The organism is Pseudomonas sp. FW215-R2, assembly GCF_058789255.1.
The window spans coordinates 123,015-141,987 of sequence record NZ_JBYTBO010000009.1; the positions used below are offsets into that span (position 1 = coordinate 123,015).

24 protein-coding genes are annotated in these 18,973 nt (G+C 60.0%); 13 read left to right on the top strand and 11 right to left on the bottom strand.

The features are described from left to right. The first annotated feature begins 42 nt into the window (after positions 1–42). Both AC3WRD_RS14605 and AC3WRD_RS14610 read left to right on the top strand, forming a co-directional pair. Entirely contained in the window at positions 43–477 is a 435-nt protein-coding gene (locus tag AC3WRD_RS14605) for a DoxX family protein (RefSeq protein ID WP_096821059.1), read from the top strand. A gap of 250 nt (positions 478–727) precedes the next feature. After that, on the top strand, positions 728–1,036 hold the full coding sequence (locus AC3WRD_RS14610; RefSeq protein ID WP_096821060.1) for a hypothetical protein: 309 nt from the start codon (positions 728–730) through the stop codon (positions 1,034–1,036). 3 nt (positions 1,037–1,039) lie between these two features. Here the strand turns inward: AC3WRD_RS14610 and greB are convergent, their stop codons facing one another. Genes greB through AC3WRD_RS14625 form a run of 3 tightly spaced genes read right to left on the bottom strand, consistent with a single transcriptional unit; the run spans position 1,040 to position 4,759 of the window. Next, positions 1,040–1,537 (bottom strand): transcription elongation factor GreB, encoded by a 498-nt coding sequence (gene greB, locus AC3WRD_RS14615; RefSeq protein WP_102620452.1) that lies wholly within the window; start codon positions 1,535–1,537, stop codon positions 1,040–1,042. A gap of 34 nt (positions 1,538–1,571) precedes the next feature. After that, the gene (locus tag AC3WRD_RS14620) at positions 1,572–4,076 is read right to left on the bottom strand and encodes an ABC transporter permease (protein ID WP_102620451.1); all 2,505 of its coding nucleotides are present in this window, start codon (positions 4,074–4,076) and stop codon (positions 1,572–1,574) included. Then, complete coding sequence (locus AC3WRD_RS14625) at positions 4,076–4,759, bottom strand: ABC transporter ATP-binding protein (RefSeq protein WP_085710774.1); 684 nt, start codon at positions 4,757–4,759, stop codon at positions 4,076–4,078. Before AC3WRD_RS14625 ends, AC3WRD_RS14620 begins: the two co-directional genes overlap by 1 nt. 10 nt (positions 4,760–4,769) lie before the next feature. Here AC3WRD_RS14625 and AC3WRD_RS14630 point away from each other — a divergent pair, with 10 nt between their 5' ends. The 3 genes from AC3WRD_RS14630 to AC3WRD_RS14640 all read left to right on the top strand — a co-directional run bounded on the left by AC3WRD_RS14630 (position 4,770) and on the right by AC3WRD_RS14640 (position 6,848). Further along, positions 4,770–5,375, top strand: coding sequence for an arylesterase (locus tag AC3WRD_RS14630; RefSeq protein WP_096821062.1), 606 nt, complete (start codon positions 4,770–4,772; stop codon positions 5,373–5,375). 57 nt (positions 5,376–5,432) lie between these two features. Further along, the gene (locus AC3WRD_RS14635) at positions 5,433–5,726 is read left to right on the top strand and encodes a hypothetical protein (RefSeq protein WP_007955656.1); all 294 of its coding nucleotides are present in this window, start codon (positions 5,433–5,435) and stop codon (positions 5,724–5,726) included. Between the two features lie 150 nt (positions 5,727–5,876). Continuing rightward, complete coding sequence (locus tag AC3WRD_RS14640) at positions 5,877–6,848, top strand: L,D-transpeptidase family protein (RefSeq protein WP_096821063.1); 972 nt, start codon at positions 5,877–5,879, stop codon at positions 6,846–6,848. 123 nt (positions 6,849–6,971) lie between these two features. Here AC3WRD_RS14640 and oprI read toward each other — a convergent pair whose 3' ends face one another. Further along, positions 6,972–7,223 carry an outer membrane lipoprotei OprI gene (oprI, locus tag AC3WRD_RS14645; protein ID WP_003183784.1) on the bottom strand — a complete coding sequence of 84 codons (252 nt, stop codon included), beginning with the start codon at positions 7,221–7,223 and terminating at the stop codon, positions 6,972–6,974. Between the two features lie 637 nt (positions 7,224–7,860). Here oprI and AC3WRD_RS14650 point away from each other — a divergent pair. Continuing rightward, positions 7,861–8,142 carry a GNAT family N-acetyltransferase gene (locus AC3WRD_RS14650; RefSeq protein WP_007955658.1) on the top strand — a complete coding sequence of 94 codons (282 nt, stop codon included), beginning with the start codon at positions 7,861–7,863 and terminating at the stop codon, positions 8,140–8,142. A gap of 70 nt (positions 8,143–8,212) precedes the next feature. On the opposite strand, the gene AC3WRD_RS14655 is transcribed toward AC3WRD_RS14650, so the two are convergent. Next, positions 8,213–9,289: a 3-deoxy-7-phosphoheptulonate synthase gene (locus AC3WRD_RS14655; RefSeq protein WP_042560279.1), complete on the bottom strand. Its 1,077-nt coding sequence runs from the start codon at positions 9,287–9,289 to the stop codon at positions 8,213–8,215. 145 nt (positions 9,290–9,434) lie between these two features. Then, a complete protein-coding gene (locus AC3WRD_RS14660; RefSeq protein WP_085730573.1) occupies positions 9,435–9,863 on the bottom strand; it encodes a PilZ domain-containing protein in 429 nt (142 codons plus the stop codon). On the opposite strand from AC3WRD_RS14660, the gene AC3WRD_RS14665 reads away from it, so the two are divergent. The 5 genes from AC3WRD_RS14665 to cysB all read left to right on the top strand — a co-directional run bounded on the left by AC3WRD_RS14665 (position 9,862) and on the right by cysB (position 13,828). Further along, the gene (locus tag AC3WRD_RS14665; protein WP_096821064.1) at positions 9,862–10,248 is read left to right on the top strand and encodes a thioredoxin family protein; all 387 of its coding nucleotides are present in this window, start codon (positions 9,862–9,864) and stop codon (positions 10,246–10,248) included. The two genes, AC3WRD_RS14660 and AC3WRD_RS14665, sit on opposite strands and share 2 nt — an antisense overlap. After that, positions 10,248–11,201: a putative 2-dehydropantoate 2-reductase gene (locus AC3WRD_RS14670; protein WP_102620450.1), complete on the top strand. Its 954-nt coding sequence runs from the start codon at positions 10,248–10,250 to the stop codon at positions 11,199–11,201. Before AC3WRD_RS14665 ends, AC3WRD_RS14670 begins: the two co-directional genes overlap by 1 nt. 31 nt (positions 11,202–11,232) lie before the next feature. Beyond that, positions 11,233–12,138 carry a 5'-nucleotidase gene (locus AC3WRD_RS14675; protein WP_096821066.1) on the top strand — a complete coding sequence of 302 codons (906 nt, stop codon included), beginning with the start codon at positions 11,233–11,235 and terminating at the stop codon, positions 12,136–12,138. Between the two features lie 98 nt (positions 12,139–12,236). Next, positions 12,237–12,740: a universal stress protein gene (locus tag AC3WRD_RS14680; RefSeq protein ID WP_085730577.1), complete on the top strand. Its 504-nt coding sequence runs from the start codon at positions 12,237–12,239 to the stop codon at positions 12,738–12,740. Between the two features lie 113 nt (positions 12,741–12,853). After that, complete coding sequence (gene cysB, locus AC3WRD_RS14685; protein WP_007955684.1) at positions 12,854–13,828, top strand: HTH-type transcriptional regulator CysB; 975 nt, start codon at positions 12,854–12,856, stop codon at positions 13,826–13,828. 8 nt (positions 13,829–13,836) lie between these two features. Here the strand turns inward: cysB and AC3WRD_RS14690 are convergent, their stop codons facing one another. Beyond that, positions 13,837–14,319, bottom strand: a complete 483-nt coding sequence (locus tag AC3WRD_RS14690) for a GreA/GreB family elongation factor (RefSeq protein ID WP_096821067.1) — start codon at positions 14,317–14,319, stop codon at positions 13,837–13,839. Positions 14,320–14,321: 2 nt separating this feature from the next. Next, the gene (locus AC3WRD_RS14695) at positions 14,322–14,729 is read right to left on the bottom strand and encodes a hypothetical protein (protein WP_102620449.1); all 408 of its coding nucleotides are present in this window, start codon (positions 14,727–14,729) and stop codon (positions 14,322–14,324) included. 124 nt (positions 14,730–14,853) lie between these two features. Here AC3WRD_RS14695 and earP point away from each other — a divergent pair, with 124 nt between their 5' ends. Next, entirely contained in the window at positions 14,854–15,996 is a 1,143-nt protein-coding gene (gene earP, locus AC3WRD_RS14700) for an elongation factor P maturation arginine rhamnosyltransferase EarP (protein WP_102620448.1), read from the top strand. Positions 15,997–16,044: 48 nt separating this feature from the next. Further along, on the top strand, positions 16,045–16,614 hold the full coding sequence (locus AC3WRD_RS14705; RefSeq protein WP_096821070.1) for an elongation factor P: 570 nt from the start codon (positions 16,045–16,047) through the stop codon (positions 16,612–16,614). 65 nt (positions 16,615–16,679) lie between these two features. Here AC3WRD_RS14705 and AC3WRD_RS14710 read toward each other — a convergent pair whose 3' ends face one another. The 3 genes from AC3WRD_RS14710 to AC3WRD_RS14720 form a co-directional block, all read right to left on the bottom strand. Further along, positions 16,680–17,693 carry an alpha/beta hydrolase gene (locus AC3WRD_RS14710; protein WP_096821071.1) on the bottom strand — a complete coding sequence of 338 codons (1,014 nt, stop codon included), beginning with the start codon at positions 17,691–17,693 and terminating at the stop codon, positions 16,680–16,682. 33 nt (positions 17,694–17,726) lie between these two features. Further along, on the bottom strand, positions 17,727–18,146 hold the full coding sequence (locus AC3WRD_RS14715) for an organic hydroperoxide resistance protein (protein WP_102620447.1): 420 nt from the start codon (positions 18,144–18,146) through the stop codon (positions 17,727–17,729). Between the two features lie 282 nt (positions 18,147–18,428). After that, positions 18,429–18,893, bottom strand: coding sequence for a MarR family winged helix-turn-helix transcriptional regulator (locus AC3WRD_RS14720; RefSeq protein WP_102620446.1), 465 nt, complete (start codon positions 18,891–18,893; stop codon positions 18,429–18,431). Positions 18,894–18,973: the final 80 nt, after the last annotated feature.

Here is an 18,973-nt window from a genome sequence, read left to right on the forward strand (position 1 = left end):
GCGGCCAACCAACAAGCACTTCTCACAACAAGGAATCGAAACATGAGCTCTCTGATCAACAAGGTCCTGTTCACCCGCGCCGGCTACGGTCTGACCATTCTGCGCATTGCCGTCGGCGTGATCTTCGCCGCCCACGGTTCGCAGAAACTCTTCGGCCTGTTTGGTGGCTACGGTCTGGCCGGCACTGCGCAATACATGGAAAGCATCGGTCTGACCCCGGGTTACCTGATGGCGACTCTGGCGGGCGGTACTGAGTTCTTCGCCGGTCTGGCATTGATCATCGGTCTGCTGGTTCGCCCGGCGGCACTGGGGCTGACCTTCCTGTCGCTGGTCGCGATCTTCTCGGTGCACATCCACAACGGTCTGTTCATGGCCAACAACGGTTACGAGTTCGCCCTGGCCCTGCTCGGTGGCAGCCTCGCGGTGCTGATCGAAGGCGCCGGCAAACTCTCGGTGGATCGCGCCATCGCCGGTTGACCGCTCTGGTTCAAGCAAAAGGCCCGCATTGTGCGGGCCTTTTTTGTTGCGGCTGATTCTTGACACTGGCTGGTCACGTTCTCTAGGATGCCGCTCATGCGCCGATTTAAACAGCTACTTGCGGGGCGCCAGGTGACTATTCTTCAGTTGCCGTCAGAAGCCGGAACAGGGCTTCGAAATACCGCTAAAGCGCTGGTTCGGTGTTGCCTCTCACCTGCCATGCAGACTTTTGAGGCAGAGACACGACACGATGAATGCACTTCGCCCTCCAGCACGTCCCGCGCCGATCACGGCACATATCACCCAGCGCAATCCAAAAATCCTGCTTGGCGGCAAACACCAGCCGACGCTGTTGCGTTATCTCGATGGCTGGCCACGTCGCAGCGGCGGTCCTGCCGCCTTCCTGATCCAGTTTGTCGAAGACGGCGAGTCGCTCGCGCGTTTTGCCGATGACAGTTTCGACCTGGCGGTGATCCAGTCGCCCAACGCTGAAGACGCCCCGGAAATGATCCGTCAGCTGACCCGCGTTGCCCGCCAGGGTCTGATTGCCCGGCGCTGAGTGTCAGGGATAGTCGATCACCACGATGTAGACGAATTGCTCGCCGGTTGGCGTCTGTACCCGAACTTCGGCGTCCAGCGCCTTGCCGATCAGGGCGCGGGCCAGCGGCGAGTCGATGCTGATCAGGCCCAGTTTCAGATCCAGCTCGTCCGGGCCGACGATGCGGTAGCGCGACTGTTTGCCGTCCTCATCTTCGATGGTCACCCAGGCGCCGAAGTAGACCTTGTTCGGATCGCTCGGTTTTTCGCTGACCACCTTCAGCGCCTCGAGGCGCTTGGTGAGAAAGCGCACGCGACTGTCGATCTCGCGCAGCATTTTCTTGCCGTAGGTGTACTCGGCATTCTCCGAACGATCGCCCTGAGCCGCCGCCTCGCTGACCGACTGCGTCACCTGTGGCCGGCGTACGTGCCACAACTCATGGAATTCGGAGCGCATCCGCGCTTCACCTTCGGGGGTGATCAGCGCGGTGCCAGCGGTGCGGGGAGGGCGATAACGGCTCATGGCAACTTCTTGTGGTATTGAGGGCTGGAGTCTATCAACCCTCGCGCAACACTGTCAGCGGGCTCGCATTCAGTGCCCGACGGGTGCCGAACACACCGGCGCCACCGATCAGGGCCGCACCGATCAACGGCAGCACCAGCAACCATGGATGCGGGTGCCAGGGCAGGTCGAACGCGAAGCGATACAACACCAGACTCACCACTTCCGAACCGATGGCCGCCAGCAAGCCGCTGACCGCACCGAGCAGGCCGAACTCGATCCGCCGCGCCTTGACCAGCAACTGCCGTTCTGCCCCCAGCGCACGCAACAGCGCGCCCTGGCGAATGCGTTCATCGAGGGTTGCCTGCAACCCGGAAAACAGCACCGCCATCCCGGCTGCCAACACAAACAACAACACGTACTCCACCGCCAGGGTGACTTGGGCGAGGATGCTGCGCAGCTGTTCGAGCAAGGCTTCGACTTGCAGGATGGTCACCGCCGGGAATGCTCGCGACAGCTCGACAATCTGCTGGTCGTGACCGGGCGCCAGATAGAAGCTGGTCAAGTAGGTCGCCGGCAGATCTTTCAAAGTGCCGGGCTGGAAGATCATGAAGAAGTTCGGCTGGAAGTTGTCCCAGTTGATCTCTCGCAGGCTGGTGACCTTCGCTTCGCGATTGACCCCGCCGACGCTGAACACCAGGTGGTCGCCGAGTTTGAGTTTGAGGCTTTCGGCGACCTTGCCCTCCACCGACACGCCGGGCACATCGTCCTGTGGCTGATCTTTCCACCACTCACCGGCAGTGAGCTTGTTGCCTGCCGGCAGGTCAGCGGCCCAGGTCAGGCTCAGGTCGCGCTGGATCGCCCGGTCACCGGCCGAATCCTTGCTGACGATCTGCTGCACCGCCTCGCCGTTGATGCTGATCAGACGTCCCGGCACCACAGGATACAACGGCGCAGCCTGAGCCGAGACATTGATCAGGTGATCAGTGAAGGCCTGCTTGTCCGCCGGCAGGATGTTCAGGGCGAAATAGTTGGGAGCGTTTTTCGGCAACTGGTTTTGCCAGGTGTCGAGCAATTCACCGCGCAGCAATGCGATCAGCGCCATGGACAACAGGATCAGACCAAATGCCAGGGACTGTCCGGCCGCCGCCAACGGGTGGCGCAGTAATTGACCCAAACCGAGACGCCAGGGCAGGGAGGCGCGAGCCAGCAGGCGACGCAGGCTGTTGAGCAGCAGCAATAGCAAACCACCGAGCACCAACGCGGCGACCACGCCACCGCCGAGCAAGGCAAAGGTCAGCAGCAGATCCAGGCTCAGGCGCCACATGATCAGCCCGAGCGCACCGAGTGCCGCACCGTAGACCATCCAGGTGCTCGAAGGAATCGGCAGCATGTCCCGGCGCAAAACCCGCAGAGGAGGAACGCGGCCCAATGCGGCGAGTGGCGGCAAAGCGAAACCGGCCAGCGCAACGAGCCCGGTGCCGATCCCGGCCAGCGCCGGCAGTAAGCCACCCGGCGGTACGTCGGTCGGCAGCAGATCATGCAGCAGCGCGAACAATCCCAGCTGAGCAAGCCAGCCGAGCAGGGCGCCGCTGAGGCTGGCGAACAGGCCGAGCACCGCCAGTTGCAGGCTGAACAGCACCATGGTTTCCCGCCGGGACAGACCCAGGCAACGCAACAGCGCACTGGCATCGAAACGGCGGCTGGCAAAGCGATTCGCCGACAAGGCCACAGCCACGCCGGCCAACAGTACGGCGACCAGACTGGCCATGTTCAGGTAACGCTCGGCCTTGCCCAATGCACCGCCGATCTGCCGGTTGCCGTCGCGGGCATCCTGAATTCGCTGATTGGCGGCAAGCCCAGGTTTGATCAGTTGGCGATAGGTTTCCAAGGCGTTGGGTTCGCCGCGCCACAGTTCGCGGTAGCTCACCCGGCTGCCAGGCTGGACCACGCCGGTCGCGGCGAGGTCGTCGAGGTTGATCAGCACCCGTGGCGTCAGACTGTAGAAGTTGCCGGCGCGATCCGGTTCGTAAGTCAGCACCCTAGTGAGCTTCAACGTTTTCATGCCGACGTCGATGCTGTCGCCGATCTTCAGGTCCAGCGCCGTGAGCAGGCGCGATTCGACCCAGGCTTCTCCCGGCTGTGGTTCGCCGCCCGACGTTTCGGCAGCAAACGGTGCCGGGGCGCTTTTCAGTTCGCCACGCAGCGGATAGGCACGGTCGACAGCCTTGATGCTCGACAACTGAATGCCGTTGTCGGTGGCGATGACGCTGGAAAATTCAACGATCTGCGCATGGTCGAGGCGCAGCTCGGTGCCGCTCTTGATCTGTTCCGTTCGGGCGGGAGAGCTGCCTTCGAGCACCAGGTCCGCGCCAAGAAATTCGGTGGCGCGCAAGGTCATGGCGCCATTCAGACGAGCGCCGAAGTAGCCGATGGCGGTACTCGCCGCCACGGCCACCAGCAAGGCAAAGAACAGCACCCGCAACTCCCCGGCGCGGGCATCGCGCATAAGTTGGCGCAGGGCAAGGCTGAACAGACGCAACAGCGGCAGACGTGCCATCAAGGCTCCAGGGGGGCGACCAGCAGGCCGGCTTCAAGTCGGATCAGACGCCGGCAGCGATGGGCCAGGCGTTCATCGTGGGTCACCAGCACCAGGGTGGTGCCGCGTTCCTTGTTCAGTTCGAACAGCAAATCGCTGATGCGCTCGCCGGTGTGGCTGTCGAGGTTGCCGGTGGGTTCGTCGGCGAACAGCACATCCGGCTCGGCAGCGAAGGCTCGGGCAATGGCGACACGCTGCTGCTCGCCACCGGAGAGCTGGCGCGGCGAGTGCGTCAGGCGCTGACCGAGGCCGACCCGCTGCAGCAATTCGGTGGCGCGACCGCGGGCGTCTTTGCGGCCGTCGAGTTCCAGCGGCAGCATGACGTTTTCCAGGGCGTTGAGACTGTCGAGCAACTGGAATGATTGAAAGACGAAACCCACGTGTTCGGCACGAATGCGTGCGCGCTGGTCTTCGTCGAGGTTGCTCAGGGACTGGCCGGCGAGCACGACTTCGCCGCTGCTTGGCAGGTCGAGGCCGGCGAGCAGGCCGAGCAGGGTGGATTTACCGGAGCCGGACGCGCCGACGATGGCCAGGCTGTCGCCCTTGTTCAGTTCCAGGCTGAGTTCGTGCAGGATGGTCAGTTCACCTTCCGCGCTGGGAACCACTTTGCTAAGGTTCTTCGCGGTGAGAATGCTTGCGCCCATGGAGAATCCGATGCGTGTGTGGTTTTTGAGTGCTGGCCTGGCCTTGATGTGCATGGCCCAGAACGCAGCGGCGGGTACAGTCCTGATCGTTGGCGATAGTATCAGCGCCGGTTTCGGACTGGATACCCGGTTGGGGTGGGTGTCGCTGCTCGAGCAGCGGCTCAAGGCCGAAGGTTTTGACGATAAAGTGGTCAATGCCTCCATCAGCGGCGACACCAGTGCCGGAGGCCAGGCGCGCCTGCCGGCGCTGCTTGCAGAGCATAAGCCGGAGCTGGTGATCCTCGAGTTGGGCGGCAACGATGGCCTGCGCGGAATGCCGCCGACGCAATTGCAACAAAACCTTGCGGCGATGATCGACAGCTCCCGTCAAAGCGGTGCCCGGGTGCTGTTGCTCGGCATGCAATTGCCGCCCAATTACGGCAAGCGCTACACCGATGCGTTCGCGCAGGTGTACGGCCAACTGGCCGAGGAGAAAAAGATCCCGCTGGTGCCGTTTTTCCTCGACGGAATCGGTGGCCATCCCGACTTGATGCAGGCCGATGGTCTGCACCCGGCGGTCGGGGCTCAGGGCAAGTTGCTGGAAAATGTCTGGCCTACGCTAAAACCGCTGCTATGAGGCTTTTCTAGCGGCAGGCTTTCGGCTAATGTGGCGCCCCCCTAAATGGAGCCCCCGATGCCGCGTTCTGCCTGGTCCCTGTTTGCCTACCAACTGATCGAGCCTGACGAACAGCTGGATCTGTTCGCCTGCCAGGAAGTGCGGGTGCATCTGGTGACCCGTCAACTGGAGCTCGGTGGCTCGGCTGACCGAACCCTGTGCGGCAGTCTGCTGCCGGCGCAACCGCGCTGGTCGAGCGTGGATCGCCGGGTGTTTCAGGATCAGCGCCTGTGCTCGCTGTGCCGGGCGATTCTCGAATCGCAGAAGCGTGGAACCTCGCCGATCTGGCCTGAGCTGCGTTTCGAGCTTTAAGCGCAAGCATCTTTCGAACACAGCCCGAGCTGGCGGCGGCTTCAATTATGAAGAGTTCTGCCTGCCCATCGGCGCATCTCCCCGAATTCCCTGGGCGCGGTGTACAATCGCGTTCTTATACCCTTGTCGATCTTGCGAAGGATTCTCCGGATGTTGCCGCGTTTCCCTGCCGTCACCCGCTGCCTGTCTCTTGCCGCCCTGTGTGTGGCCGGCCCCGTTGCCGCATTGGAGTTTCCCCTGCCACCACCTGGTGAGGACATCATCGGCCAGGTGCAGGTGATCAAGGCCAAGTACGAAGACACCTTTGCCGATCTGGGCACCACCTACGATCTGGGCTATTCGGAAATGGTTGCGGCCAACCCGGGCGTCGATGCCTGGTTGCCGGGTGCGGGCACCGAAGTGGTCCTGCCGACCCGTTTCATTCTGCCGCCGGGTCCACGTGAAGGCATCGTGATCAACCTGGCCGAGTACCGCCTCTACTACTACCCGAAAGGCCGGAACGTGGTGTACACCTTCCCGCTGGGTATCGGTCGCGAAGGCTGGGGCTCGCCGATTGCCCACACCACGATCACTGCCAAGACGCCGAATCCGACCTGGACACCGCCAGCCTCGATCAAGGCAGAACACGCCGCCGATGGCGATCCGCTGCCGAACGTGGTGCCGGCCGGTCCGGACAACCCGCTGGGCCCGTTCAAGTTCACCCTGGGCACACCGGGCTACCTGATCCACGGTTCGAACAAGAAGTTCGGCATCGGCATGCGCACCAGCCACGGCTGCTTCCGCATGTTCAACAACAACGTGCTGGAAATGGCCGGCATGGTGCCGGTGGGCACGTCGGTGCGAATCCTCAACGATGCGTACAAGTTCGGTCGCAGTGGCGGCAAGGTCTACCTGGAAGCGCACACACCGATCGACGACAAGGGCAACCCGTCAGTGGTCGACAAGCACACCGCCGTGATCAATGCGATGCTCAAGCGCGAAGACATCACCAACAACCTGCGCATGAACTGGGATGTCGTCCGTGATGTAGTCGCGGCCGAAGATGGCCTGCCAACCGAAATCGGCACGCCGAACACCTCGGCGCCGATCGTCTCCAGCGCACCGATCGACTTGCAGCAGTAAGCCGATAAAAAGAACCCGCCGATGCTTGCGCGTCGGCGGGTTTTTTATTGCATGAAGAAAATTTCAGGCAAAAAAAAGCCGACCCGAAAAACGGGTCGGCTTGATAACAATCCCGAAGGACTATTACTTGCGGCTAGCTTTTTCCAGCATGCGCAGAGCACGCTCGTTAGCTTCGTCAGCAGTCTGTTGTGCTTTTTGAGCAGCAGCCAGAGCTTCATCAGCTTTACGGTAAGCTTCGTCTGCACGAGCCTGGGAGCGAGCAGCTGCGTCTTCAGTAGCGGTCAGACGTGCTTCGGTTTCTTTCGATGCGCTGCTGCAACCGGTAGCCAGAACTGCGGCCAGAGCCAGAGCAGAGAATTTCAGAACGTTGTTCATCGTGTTCCCCTTCAAGGACTTTCAATTAAGTGGCTGTCTCCTCCGATTGAGGAAATAGCCGGCGTACATACTACCCATTACTTGTAGTAAGTAAACTGACGTAAGGCAAGAAGCAAAAAAAATTGTAGGCGTTGATTCTTTTTCGAGCAACTTTTAACTGGGTTGTATAAAAAATATTCAGCTGCAAGGCCCGAGATGAGCGAGTTAATGAGAAAAAGTTCCCGTGGTCCGGTGCTGTTTTGCGGGTAGTGGCTAGAGTCTGTCTATATGGATTCGTCCACACTTTTGTTGCGTTTTTGTGCAGCGTCTCACCTATCTTTGTCCATGTTCAGGTGACTTTAAAAAACCAGGCACGTCTTAAGTCTCAACATCCGGCGATGTTCAGCCTTTCGGCTCGGGACGAGCGTCTCCCGAACCGGCCCTGAGTCCACCGGAGCTGCCCCGTCAATCAGCACGATGACGAGTGCGCCTTGAGCATTTTCGCCATTGGTGCCTACTATTTGATACGTGCTCGGGTTGCGCGAGATCGGTGCAGTTCTTCTCGGTGTCCATCAGGCACGGGGTGGCGTAGATGTTCCTTCGCCGGGAAAACATCGGTAAGGTAGGGGTCAGAATTCGAGACCCGCGAGGAGTAGTGATGAGCGAGGCGTTGTCCATCCACCATGACCAGGCTGGTCATCAGTTCGAGACCAATGTGGACGGTCATCGTGCCTACCTGACCTATATGGATCTGGGGAAACAGACCCTGGATATCTACCGCACCTTCGTGCCCAACGCATTGCGTGGCCGAGGTATCGCGGCAGCCCTGACCGAACGGGCGCTGCAGTACGCCGATGAAATGGGCTACACGGTGATTCCGTCGTGCTCCTACGTGGAGCGCTACATGGAGCGTCATCAGCGGCGCACCGCCAAGATCTGACTGACCTCACACCGCACACACAAAAACGCCGGGCAATGCCCGGCGTTTTTTTATGCCTGCGAAACGGCTATCAGCTGCGCTGACGTTTCGGCAGCACATCCTTGAGCTTGGCGTGCATGCTGCGCAAGGTGTTTTCGGTGGCCGACCAGTCGATGCAGGCATCGGTGATCGAGACGCCGTATTGCAGGTCGGCGAGGTCTTTCGGAATCGCCTGGCAACCCCAGTTCAGGTGGCTCTCGACCATCAGGCCGATGATCGACTGGTTGCCTTCGAGGATCTGGTTGGCGACGTTCTCCATCACCAGCGGTTGCAGGGCCGGATCCTTGTTGGAGTTGGCGTGGCTGCAATCGACCATGATGTTCGGCTTGATCTTCGCCTTGTTCAGCGCCTGTTCGCACAGGGCAACGCTGACCGAATCGTAGTTCGGCTTGCCGTTGCCGCCGCGCAATACCACGTGACCGTAGGCGTTGCCCTTGGTGGTGACGATCGACACGCCACCTTCCTGGTTGATACCCAGGAAACGGTGCGGGCTGGAGACTGACTGCAAGGCGTTGATCGCCACGGTCAGGCCGCCGTCGGTGCCGTTCTTGAAACCGACCGCCGAGGACAGGCCGGAAGCCATCTCACGGTGGGTCTGGGATTCGGTGGTGCGGGCGCCGATGGCCGACCAGCTGATCAGATCCTGCAGGTACTGCGGGGAGATCGGGTCGAGGGCTTCGGTGGCGGTCGGCAGGCCTTTCTCGGCCAGGTCCAGCAGCAACTGGCGACCGATGTGCAGACCGTCCTGGATCTTGAACGAGTCGTCCAGGTACGGGTCGTTGATCAGGCCTTTCCAGCCGACGGTGGTCCGCGGTTTTTCGAAGTACACGCGCATGACCAGATACAAGGTGTCCGACACTTCCGCCGCCAACACCTTCAGGCGCTCGGCGTACTCGTGGGCAGCCTTGATGTCGTGGATCGAGCAAGGCCCGATGACCACGAACAGACGGTGGTCGGTGCCATCGAGAATGTTGCGGATGACTTCGCGACCCTTGGTGACGGTGCGCAGGGCAGCGTCGCTCAGAGGGATATCACGCTTGAGCTGATCGGGAGTGATCAGTGTCTCGTTGGAGGCGACGTTTAGGTCGTTGATCGGTAAATCAGCCATCGTTTACTCGTCAGGTCACGGGTGCCGGCCGCCAGCGATCCCCGCGCGGCGGAGCACAGCAGATTTAAGCGCGTCGGGGAGCCGAACCTTATCGCGTTAGACGCCTGCTAGACAATGGGCAAGTAACTGTTCAGTCCAGCTCTGGTTACGCAAAAGCTTTGCGAACGCTGTCGTGGGAGAATTCTTCGGCGTGCTGCTCGACCCATTGCAGCGCTCGCGCCTGGATATCCTGCAGGTCATCGTGGGCATCGTTGATTCGGCAATAACGCTCGATCTGACACACCTGCTCACCCATTCGCGCACTGAACAGCGTCTGTTCATCGGTGAACGCAATGCCCACCAGATAACCTTTTTTACGGCGCAAGCACCAGGCCACATAGCCCGGATAGGCGAAGTCGGCATTGAGTGTGGGCATGCGCACTTGCAGCGCGGTGCCATGACGCCAGGCGCGGTGGTAATTGCAAGCGATGCCGCCGAGGCTGATAGTGTGCAGCTGTTGCCGCGAAATGCACTCAGGTTTGAGCAACGTTAATTCGACGGGCACATCATCCGGATGAGGAATAAACCGTCCCATGAGCACAGACTCCCTGTGTCGGCCATTTGACATTGTTTCCCCCAGTATAGTGTTCGAATCGGAACTGACCGATTTCGACGCCGACCAACGGCTGCTGGCGATGAACGGCATTTCGCTGGTGATTTTCACCAGTGTCGGCTGCGCCAGCTGCCGATATGCCCGCGAAGTGTTGCCAGGGCTCGATCTGGCGGTCGATCGCGTGTGCTGGATCGACGCTGGCAACAACGGCGGGTTGGTCGAGCGTTATCAGGTCTTTCATTTGCCGGCGCTGTTCGTGGTGCGCGACGGCGAGTTCTTTGGGGCAGTACACACGCGCTTGAACGCCACGGAGCTGAACGCAGCCGTGGCCCAGGCGCTGGGTCGAATTGCAGAGGAGTTGCCGTGATGGGAGCAGTGAACAGACCGGTCGTGGGGATTATCGGTACCGGCGCAATTGGAGGGTTTTACGGCTTGATGCTGGCCCGGGCCGGGTTCGATGTGCACTTTTTACTGCGCAGCGAGTTTTCCGCCGTCGCCGAACGTGGTTTGCAGGTGGACAGTGCGGTTCACGGCACGCTGACGCTGAATCCGGTGCAGGCCTATTCCTCGGCTGAAGACATGCCGCCCTGTGACTGGTTGCTGGTCGGCGCCAAGACCACCAGCAATGCCGGGCTGGCGCCGTCGATCATTCAAGCGGCCAAACCCGACGCGAAAGTGCTGGTGCTGCAGAACGGCCTGGACGTCGAGGACAGTCTTCGCGCATTGCTGCCCGATTCACTCCACTTGCTGGGCGGCTTGTGCCTGATCTGCGTTCACCGGGAAGGCCCGGGCCACATCACTCATCAGGCGCTGGGGGCGGTGAACGTGGGTTATCACAGCGGTCCGGCAGCCGATGATGCGGCGCGCATGGCGATCGTCGAGGAGGGCGTTGGTCTGTTCCGCACTGCGGGCATCGATTCACAGGCGATGCCGAACCTGCATCAGGCGCGCTGGCAGAAACTTGTCTGGAACATTCCCTACAATGGTCTTTCGGTGTTGCTCGGGGCGAGCACCACGCCGCTGATGGCCGATGCCGACAGCCGCGGGCTGATCCAGGCGCTGATGGCCGAAGTGGTGCAGGGCGCCAAGGCCTGTGGTCATGACATGCCGCCCGGTTACGCCGAATATCTGTTCATGATGACCGAGAAAATGCCCGACTATTGGCCGAGCATGTACCACGATTTTCTGCACAAACGACCGCTGGAACTGGACGCCATCTACGCTCGACCCTTGGCAGCGGCAAAAGCGGCAGGTTGCGAGCTGCCGCGCATCGAAGCGTTGTACCGCAATTTGCGTTTCATCGACCGGCGTAACACCTGAGTCGGTTTCTTGAGGGGATTTGGGGGAAGGCATGGCCAAGAACATCGATGACAAACTGGTGCTGGCGATTTCGTCCCGTGCCCTGTTCGACCTGAGCGAGAGTCACAAGGTGTATCTGTCGAGCGGCGTCGAAGCCTATCGGCAATATCAGATCGAGCACGAAGACGAAATCCTCGCGCCGGGCGATGCCTTTCCGCTGGTGGAAAAACTGCTCAACCTCAACAGTCGCCTCGGCCGTGCCCGGGTCGAGGTGATTCTGGTGTCGCGCAACAGTGCCGACACCGGCCTGCGGGTGTTCAACTCGATCGATCATTACGGCTTGGCGATTTCCCGCGCGGCATTTGTCGGCGGGCGCAGTCCTTATCCTTATCTCAAAGCGTTCGGTTGCGACCTGTTTCTTTCTACCCATGCTGAAGACGTGCGCTCGGCGCTGGATAACGGCTTTGCGGCGGCGACCATTCTTTCCGGCGGCGCCAGCCGTGCGGCCAGCGATGAATTGCGCATCGCCTTTGACGGCGATGCGGTGCTGTTTTCCGACGAATCGGAGCGGGTCTATCAATCCGGCGGCCTCGAAGCCTTCCAGGCCAAGGAGCGTGAATCCGCTCGTGAGCCGTTGCGTGGCGGGCCGTTCAAAGGCTTCCTCGCGGCGCTCAATCTGTTGCAGCGCGAGTTCCCGGACGACGCCTGTCCGATCCGCACCGCGCTGGTCACCGCGCGTTCGGCGCCGGCTCACGAGCGGGTGATCCGCACTTTGCGCGAGTGGGACATCCGTCTGGACGAGTCGCTGTTCCTCGGCGGCCTGACCAAATCGGCGTTCCTCGAAGCCTTTGCCGCCGACGTGTTTTTCGACGATCAGGCCGGTCACTGCGAGCTGGCCCGGGAGGTGGTTGCCACCGGCCATGTCCCGCACGGCATCAGCAACGAACCGGCGGTCTAAAGCCCACGTGGTTCAAGACGTTGCGTCGCACGTCGTACTCGCCAAGGCACTGCTAAGCTGAATCAAATCTCCGCCATGTTGGCTAGCGAGGAGGTCATATGATTCGTTCGATGCTGTATGCCACTGACCTCGGTCTGTACGCACCGTTAGTGATGCAGCATGCCTTGGCGATGGCTCGAATATTCAATGCCGACTTGTATGTGGTGCACGCGGTGGAACCCATGGGGCTGTTTGCCGAATCGGTGTTGCAGAGCTATCTCGACGAGCAGGCGTTGAACGAATTTCACAGTCAGGGTCTGAAAACCGTCATCGCCAATATCGAGCAACGGGTGCTGGACAGTTTTCGCGAAGAACTGGGGGACGAAGGCGAGCAGGATCTGCTGCGGATTCGTGCGGTGCGGGTGCTGCAGGGCGATCCGTCTCAGGTGATTCTCGACCAGGTACAGAAACTCTCCGTCGATTTGCTGATCGTAGGAAGTCACAGCCACGGGGTTGGGGCGGAAACACCGTTGGGGCGCACGGCGACTCGCTTGCTGCAATTGTCCAAGGTGCCGGTTTACATGGTGCCGCTGGTGGAGCGTCGGCGTCGGGAGGATCGCTGAGGCGGGAATAATGGCGTTTTGATAAAAAAGTTCTAGATTTATTCTTCAAACCATTAATATAGTTATATACCGTCGCTGATGCCCGTGGCGTCTACCTGCTTTGAGGGATTCATATGAAGCTTCAACAATTGCGCTACATCTGGGAAGTGGCGCACCACGACCTCAACGTTTCCGCTACAGCCCAAAGTCTCTACACCTCGCAACCGGGCATCAGTAAGCAAATCCGTCTGCTGGAAGACGAACTGGGCGTCGAAGTGTTCGCCCGCAGTGGCAAGCACCTGACCCGTGTCACTCCGGCCGGCGAGCGCATCATCACCACCGCCGGTGAGATTCTGCGCAAGGTCGAGAGCATCAAGCAGATCGCCCAGGAATTCTCCAACGAGAAAAAAGGCACCCTGTCGATCGCCACCACTCACACCCAGGCACGTTATGCGCTGCCGCCGGTGATCAGCAATTTCATCAAGCAATACCCGGACGTGGCGCTGCACATGCACCAGGGTTCGCCGATGCAGATCGCCGAAATGGCCGCTGATGGCACCGTCGATTTCGCCATCGCCACCGAAGCGCTGGAGCTGTTCGGCGATCTGGTGATGATGCCGTGCTACCGCTGGAACCGCTGCGTGGTTGTACCTCAGGGCCACCCGCTGACCAAGCTGCCGAAGCTGACCCTCGAAGCGCTGGCCGAATACCCGATCGTGACTTACGTGTTCGGCTTCACCGGCCGTTCGAAACTCGACGAGGCTTTCAGCCATCGTGGCCTGACGCCGAAAGTGGTGTTCACCGCCGCCGACGCCGACGTGATCAAAACCTACGTGCGCCTGGGGCTGGGTGTCGGCATCGTGGCGAAAATGGCCGTCGATACCAAACTCGACAACGACCTGGTGGTACTCGATGCCAGCGAACTGTTCGAATCCAGCGTGACCAAGATCGGTTTCCGTCGCGGCACTTTCCTGCGTGGTTTCATGTGCGATTTCATCGAGAAATTTGCGCCACACCTGACCCGCGAAGTCATGGCCAAGGCCATTCAGTGCCACAACAAGCAGGAACTCGAAGAGCTGTTCGAAGGCGTTGAACTGCCGGTTCACTAAGCCCCTGTCTACAGCACCTCGGTGACAGCAAACTGTTGCCGGGTGCCCGCCACCAGAATCTCCACCTCATCGCCCTCGAACTTGCCCAGCAGGCTTTTGCCCAGCGGCGAGCGCGGGGTGATGACGGTAATCGGCTGACCGACCACGTCGACTTTCAGTCCCGCCGCATCCGGCGCCAGAAACAGCCATTGCTCGCGACCCTTTTCGTCTTCCAGACCGAGCAGGGCGCCGATTTCAATTCCGCGTTGATCGTCATAGGCCCGAAGCGTCAGGTTCTGGCAGACCGCCAGTGACTGGCGGATCTCCTCGACCCGTTTCGCTTGCCCGGCCGCCAGGTACGACGCCTCAAGTCCGAGAGTGTCGTACTTGTTTTCGGCGATGTTCTCTTCGTGGGTCGCGGTTTCGTAAGCGGTTTGCGCGGCGCGTTCGGCGATATCGAGGTCGACGCGCAGTTTGTCGAGAATCAGTTGATGGACGGCGTGCTTGTTCATGATCAATCGCAGAATTGCAGGACGTTGGCGCGGCTTTTTTCGCTTGGGGCCGTCTGATCCTGCTGGAGCCAGAACTGACATTTCGGGTTCGACTGGTTGCGCGTGCTGCTGCGGGCCTGATCGAGGCGGTTCTGCTGCTCGTTCTTGCGCAGGTTTTCTTCGTACTGCTCGAACAACGGGCTTTGTGGAGGAATATCCGGCACCGCTCGTACCGCCGGTGGATTGGCCAGTTGTTGTACGGCCTGGGCAACCGGCGCCAGTTGTTCATTGAAGACAAAGCGTGAAATGAGCCAGCAGGTCAGCGCAATGGCCAGGAAACCCAGCCACAGGCCCAAGGCAATGCTGCCGGTCAATTGCAGCGCGCTAAGCTGAACAGGCAAGGGGCGACGCGGGTTTGGGCGGTAGGGCATGGCTGCCTCCTGGCGGATGATTGCGGGCAAGTGGCGATTGTCGCACGAAGATTAATCGTCGTCGGCTCTTCTGCACGCAGACATTTATGCGGACAATCGTCGCTTTTGCCAACGGGAGTCTTGAATGCCGCAACCGAAAACCCGCTGGGACATCTTTTGCACCGTGGTCGACAACTACGGCGACATCGGGGTGACCTGGCGTCTGGCCCGGCAACTGGTGGCCGAGCATGCATTGGCAGTGCGGCTGTGGGTCGATGATCTGCGCGCGTTCGAACGGATTTGCCCGGAACTCGACATCAATCTCGACGCGCAATGGCAACAGGGCGTTGAAGTCCGGCACTGGCCGGCAGAATGGCCGGAAACGGACGCCGCCGATGTAGTGATCGCCGCGTTCGCCTGCCAGTTGCCGGGTGCCTACATGGACGCCATGGCCGAGCGGGAAAAGCCGCCATTGTGGATGAACCTCGACTATCTCAGCGCCGAAGACTGGGTGGCCGGCTGCCACGGCCTGCCTTCGGTGAAGTACAAGTCCGTGCAGAAGATCTTTTTCTTCCCGGGATTCCAGGCGGGCACTGGCGGGTTATTGCGTGAAAGCGGATTGCTTGAGCGACGTCAGCGGTTTCAGCAGGATCCCGAGGCGCAGCGACAATTCCTGCAGGCGTTGGGTGTGGTTCCGGCGCCCGATGCGCAACTGATTTCGCTGTTCGCCTACGAGAATGCCGGGCTCGCCAGTTGGCTGGATGTACTCGCGGCCGATTCGACGCCCACTCATCTGCTGGTGCCGGAAGGGCGGATTCTCGGTGATGTCGCACGTTGGCTCGGCGTCGACTCGCTGGCTGTCGGCGCTGTGCATGTCGATCGATCGCTGATTGTGCAGGTGCTGCCGTTCGTCCGTCAGGATCAATACGATCAACTGCTGTGGTGCTGCGATTTCAACGCGGTGCGCGGCGAAGACTCGTTCATCCGGGCGCAGTGGGCAGGGCGGCCGATGTTGTGGCACATCTATCAGCAGGACGAAGATATCCATCTGGACAAGCTCGATGCCTTCCTCGCGCTCTATGGAAAAGGCCTTTCGACGGAAGCTGCCGAGGCGATGAACGGTCTCTGGCGAGCCTGGAGTGCCGGGCAGCCTATCGGCGAGCACTGGCTTGAGGCCCGTAAATACTGGCCCGAACTGCAGAAAAATGCCGAAGCATGGTGTCTGGAACAGGCCTTGCAGGCCGATCTTGCGACGGCGCTGGTACAGTTTTACCGAAATTGGATATGATACGCGGCCTAGATTTTTGTAAATCCCATCCAAATTCGGATATTCGCAATGAAAACTGGTAAAGAACTCAAACCCGGTACCGTGATCCGTATCGACAACGATCCTTGGCTGGTTCAGAAAGCTGAATTCACCAAATCGGGCCGTAACAGCGCGATCATGAAGACCAAGCTGAAGAACCTGCTGACCGGTTACAAGACCGAAACCGTTTACGGTGCGGACGACAAGCTGGACGACGTGATCCTGGACCGCAAAGAAGCGACCCTGTCCTTCATCAGCGGCGACACCTACACGTTCATGGACACCAGCGACTACACCATGTACGAGCTGAACGCCGAAGACATCGAAAGCGTTCTGCCTTTCGTTGAAGAAGGCATGACCGACGTTTGCGAAGCCGTGTTCTTCGAAGAGCGTCTGGTTTCCGTAGAGCTGCCGACCACCATCGTGCGCGTAGTTGACTACACCGAAGGTTCGGCTCGTGGCGACACTTCCGGCAAAGTCATGAAGCCAGCCAAGCTGAGCAACGGTACTGAGCTGCAGGTTGCCGACTTCATCGAAATCGGTGACAAGATCGAGATCGATACCCGCGAAGGCGGTTCCTACAAAGGCCGTGCCAAATAAGCACTGGTTTTTGCGGAAAGAAAAAGCCCGACCATTGAGTCGGGCTTTTTTGTGCCTGATGAAAATTACTGCTTCAGGTGTTGTTTCAGTTCTTCCGAGGCCTGCAACATCGCCGAGCGCACCGCCGGCACCTGGCTGACCACGTTGAGCAAACCGTAGTCGTGGATCATGCCGTTGTAGCGCACCGAGGTCACCGGCACGCCGGCTTCGTCGAGTTTGCGGGCGTAGGCTTCACCTTCGTCACGCAACACGTCGGCCCCGGCGGTCTGCACCAATGCGGGCGGCAGACCTTTCAATTGTGCAGTCGTGGCCCGCAGCGGCGAGGCGTAGATCTCGTTACGCTGGTTGGCGTCGGTGGTGTAGTTGTCCCAGAACCACTTCATCATGTTTCGGGTGAGGAAGTGCCCCTCGGCATATTGGTTATACGAGCCGGTATCGAAACTGGCATCGGTCACCGGCCACAACAGCACCTGGAACTTGATCGCTGGCGTGCCTTTGTCCTTGGCCATCAAGGCGACGACTGCCGCCATGTTGCCGCCGACACTGTTGCCCGCCACCGCCAGACGCTTGCCGTCGACGTTGATCTCTTTGCCGTGTTCGGCCACCCATTTGGTTGCCGCGTAAGCCTGGTTGATCGCCACCGGGTAATGCGCTTCCGGCGAAGGGGTGTAGTTGACGAACACCGCCGCGGCCCCCGAGCCGACCACCAGATCCCGCACCAGACGTTCGTGGGTCGGGAAATCTCCCAGCACCCAGCCGCCGCCGTGGAAGAACATGAACACCGGTAGCTCACCCTTGACCCCGGCCGGCCGGACGATGGTCAGGCTCAACGGTTGGCCATCGACCTGGATGGTCTTCTCGCTGACGTCTGCCTTGGGCAGCGTCAGTTTGACCCCGGACTGTGCGCCCGTCAGTACGGCGCGGGCATCCTTGGGCGTCAGTTGTTCCATCGGTTTGCCGGTGCCGGCGTTCAGCACATCGAGGAACGCCTGAGTGTTGTGCTCGACGTCACCGGCGAATGCGCTGTGAACGGACAGGGCGAGAAGGGTACCGGTCAAGACTTTGCTGAAAGTGTTCATGTTCATTTCCTGTTCGGGCCTGGGTGTCAGTGATTACACGGTGACGTGCAGGCGCACATCGACATTGCCACGGGTGGCGTTGGAGTACGGGCAGACCTGGTGGGCGGCGTCGACCAGGCTTTGTGCGTCAGCCTGTTCCAGGCCCGGCAGGTTGATGTGCAGGTCGATGTCCAGACCGAAACCACCAGGAATCTGACCGATGCCGACGTGAGCGGTGATCGAGGCGTCGTCCGGGATTTTGCGTTTGGTCTGGCTGGCAACGAATTTCAGCGCGCCGATGAAGCAGGCCGAGTAGCCGACAGCGAACAGTTGCTCAGGGTTGGTGGCTGCGCCGCCGGCACCGCCGAGTTCTTTCGGGGTGGCCAATTTGACGTCGAGGATGTTGTCGCTGGAGATCGCACGACCGTCACGGCCGCCAGTGGAGGTTGCGATTGCGGTGTAGAGAGTTTGCATGGTGTGAGCCTCATTGAGTGTGATTTATTGCGCTAATTATTTGCGCGCTAACTAGGTGCGAAGTAAATGTACTGCGCGAATATTTAGCGCGCAAGATAAATTTTTGAAAAATGATGAAACCGAGGCATGGATCAGGCTGAGAAGAGATCTCAACTCTTTGATATAAAAGTTTTTTACGAAGGGAAAACGAGAGAGAAAAAATTTTGCGGGAGAGGGGGAAAGCAGAGAAAGGCGCGATTTCCCTGTAGGTGCGAGGTCGCTCCTACAGGGAAAGGGGGAGGCTTAAGTGAGGCTGTCCTGCAAATGACCGCGCAAGGCCTGCAACTCGGCTTGCAGGTTTTGCAGGCGCTCCAGCGTGAAGCCACTGGCCCCCAGAATGCATTGCGGAACGGTTCGGGCCTTGTCTTTCAAGGCGCGGCCCTGTGCGGTCAATTCGACGATCACCACCCGTTCATCCTCGCGGCTTCGAGTTCGGCTCAGCAAACCTTCACCTTCCAGGCGCTTGAGCAGCGGGGTTAGCGAACCCGGATCGGTCAGCAGGCGCGTGCTGATTTCTCCGACGGTCAAACCATCCTTCTCCCACAGCACCATCATCGCCAGATACTGCGGATAAGTCAGGCCAAGCGCTTGCAACAGCGGTTTGTAGACCTTGGTCATCATCAGCGAAGTGGAATGCAGGGCGAAGCAGGCCTGATTGTCGAGCAGCAGCTCTTCGCAGTGGTCGGTGGTGTCGCGGGTGGTGGTCATGTCGGTGCCTTGAACGGTGATGCAGATGAATCTAGCGCTCGAATCTTTAATGCGCCAGACAATTGTGCCCGGTGGCGAAT

What these genes read in the sequence shown, in the direction of transcription:
- AC3WRD_RS14605 (WP_096821059.1), top strand. Translation starts at nt 43, where the DNA reads ATGAGCTCTCTGATCAACAAGGTCCTGTTCACCCGCGCCGGCTACGGT.
- AC3WRD_RS14610 (WP_096821060.1), top strand. Translation starts at nt 728, where the DNA reads ATGAATGCACTTCGCCCTCCAGCACGTCCCGCGCCGATCACGGCACAT.
- greB (WP_102620452.1), bottom strand. Translation starts at nt 1,537, where the DNA reads ATGAGCCGTTATCGCCCTCCCCGCACCGCTGGCACCGCGCTGATCACC.
- AC3WRD_RS14620 (WP_102620451.1), bottom strand. Translation starts at nt 4,076, where the DNA reads ATGGCACGTCTGCCGCTGTTGCGTCTGTTCAGCCTTGCCCTGCGCCAA.
- AC3WRD_RS14625 (WP_085710774.1), bottom strand. Translation starts at nt 4,759, where the DNA reads ATGGGCGCAAGCATTCTCACCGCGAAGAACCTTAGCAAAGTGGTTCCC.
- AC3WRD_RS14630 (WP_096821062.1), top strand. Translation starts at nt 4,770, where the DNA reads ATGCGTGTGTGGTTTTTGAGTGCTGGCCTGGCCTTGATGTGCATGGCC.
- AC3WRD_RS14635 (WP_007955656.1), top strand. Translation starts at nt 5,433, where the DNA reads ATGCCGCGTTCTGCCTGGTCCCTGTTTGCCTACCAACTGATCGAGCCT.
- AC3WRD_RS14640 (WP_096821063.1), top strand. Translation starts at nt 5,877, where the DNA reads ATGTTGCCGCGTTTCCCTGCCGTCACCCGCTGCCTGTCTCTTGCCGCC.
- oprI (WP_003183784.1), bottom strand. Translation starts at nt 7,223, where the DNA reads ATGAACAACGTTCTGAAATTCTCTGCTCTGGCTCTGGCCGCAGTTCTG.
- AC3WRD_RS14650 (WP_007955658.1), top strand. Translation starts at nt 7,861, where the DNA reads ATGAGCGAGGCGTTGTCCATCCACCATGACCAGGCTGGTCATCAGTTC.
- AC3WRD_RS14655 (WP_042560279.1), bottom strand. Translation starts at nt 9,289, where the DNA reads ATGGCTGATTTACCGATCAACGACCTAAACGTCGCCTCCAACGAGACA.
- AC3WRD_RS14665 (WP_096821064.1), top strand. Translation starts at nt 9,862, where the DNA reads ATGAGCACAGACTCCCTGTGTCGGCCATTTGACATTGTTTCCCCCAGT.
- AC3WRD_RS14660 (WP_085730573.1), bottom strand. Translation starts at nt 9,863, where the DNA reads ATGGGACGGTTTATTCCTCATCCGGATGATGTGCCCGTCGAATTAACG.
- AC3WRD_RS14670 (WP_102620450.1), top strand. Translation starts at nt 10,248, where the DNA reads ATGGGAGCAGTGAACAGACCGGTCGTGGGGATTATCGGTACCGGCGCA.
- AC3WRD_RS14675 (WP_096821066.1), top strand. Translation starts at nt 11,233, where the DNA reads ATGGCCAAGAACATCGATGACAAACTGGTGCTGGCGATTTCGTCCCGT.
- AC3WRD_RS14680 (WP_085730577.1), top strand. Translation starts at nt 12,237, where the DNA reads ATGATTCGTTCGATGCTGTATGCCACTGACCTCGGTCTGTACGCACCG.
- cysB (WP_007955684.1), top strand. Translation starts at nt 12,854, where the DNA reads ATGAAGCTTCAACAATTGCGCTACATCTGGGAAGTGGCGCACCACGAC.
- AC3WRD_RS14690 (WP_096821067.1), bottom strand. Translation starts at nt 14,319, where the DNA reads ATGAACAAGCACGCCGTCCATCAACTGATTCTCGACAAACTGCGCGTC.
- AC3WRD_RS14695 (WP_102620449.1), bottom strand. Translation starts at nt 14,729, where the DNA reads ATGCCCTACCGCCCAAACCCGCGTCGCCCCTTGCCTGTTCAGCTTAGC.
- earP (WP_102620448.1), top strand. Translation starts at nt 14,854, where the DNA reads ATGCCGCAACCGAAAACCCGCTGGGACATCTTTTGCACCGTGGTCGAC.
- AC3WRD_RS14705 (WP_096821070.1), top strand. Translation starts at nt 16,045, where the DNA reads ATGAAAACTGGTAAAGAACTCAAACCCGGTACCGTGATCCGTATCGAC.
- AC3WRD_RS14710 (WP_096821071.1), bottom strand. Translation starts at nt 17,693, where the DNA reads ATGAACACTTTCAGCAAAGTCTTGACCGGTACCCTTCTCGCCCTGTCC.
- AC3WRD_RS14715 (WP_102620447.1), bottom strand. Translation starts at nt 18,146, where the DNA reads ATGCAAACTCTCTACACCGCAATCGCAACCTCCACTGGCGGCCGTGAC.
- AC3WRD_RS14720 (WP_102620446.1), bottom strand. Translation starts at nt 18,893, where the DNA reads ATGACCACCACCCGCGACACCACCGACCACTGCGAAGAGCTGCTGCTC.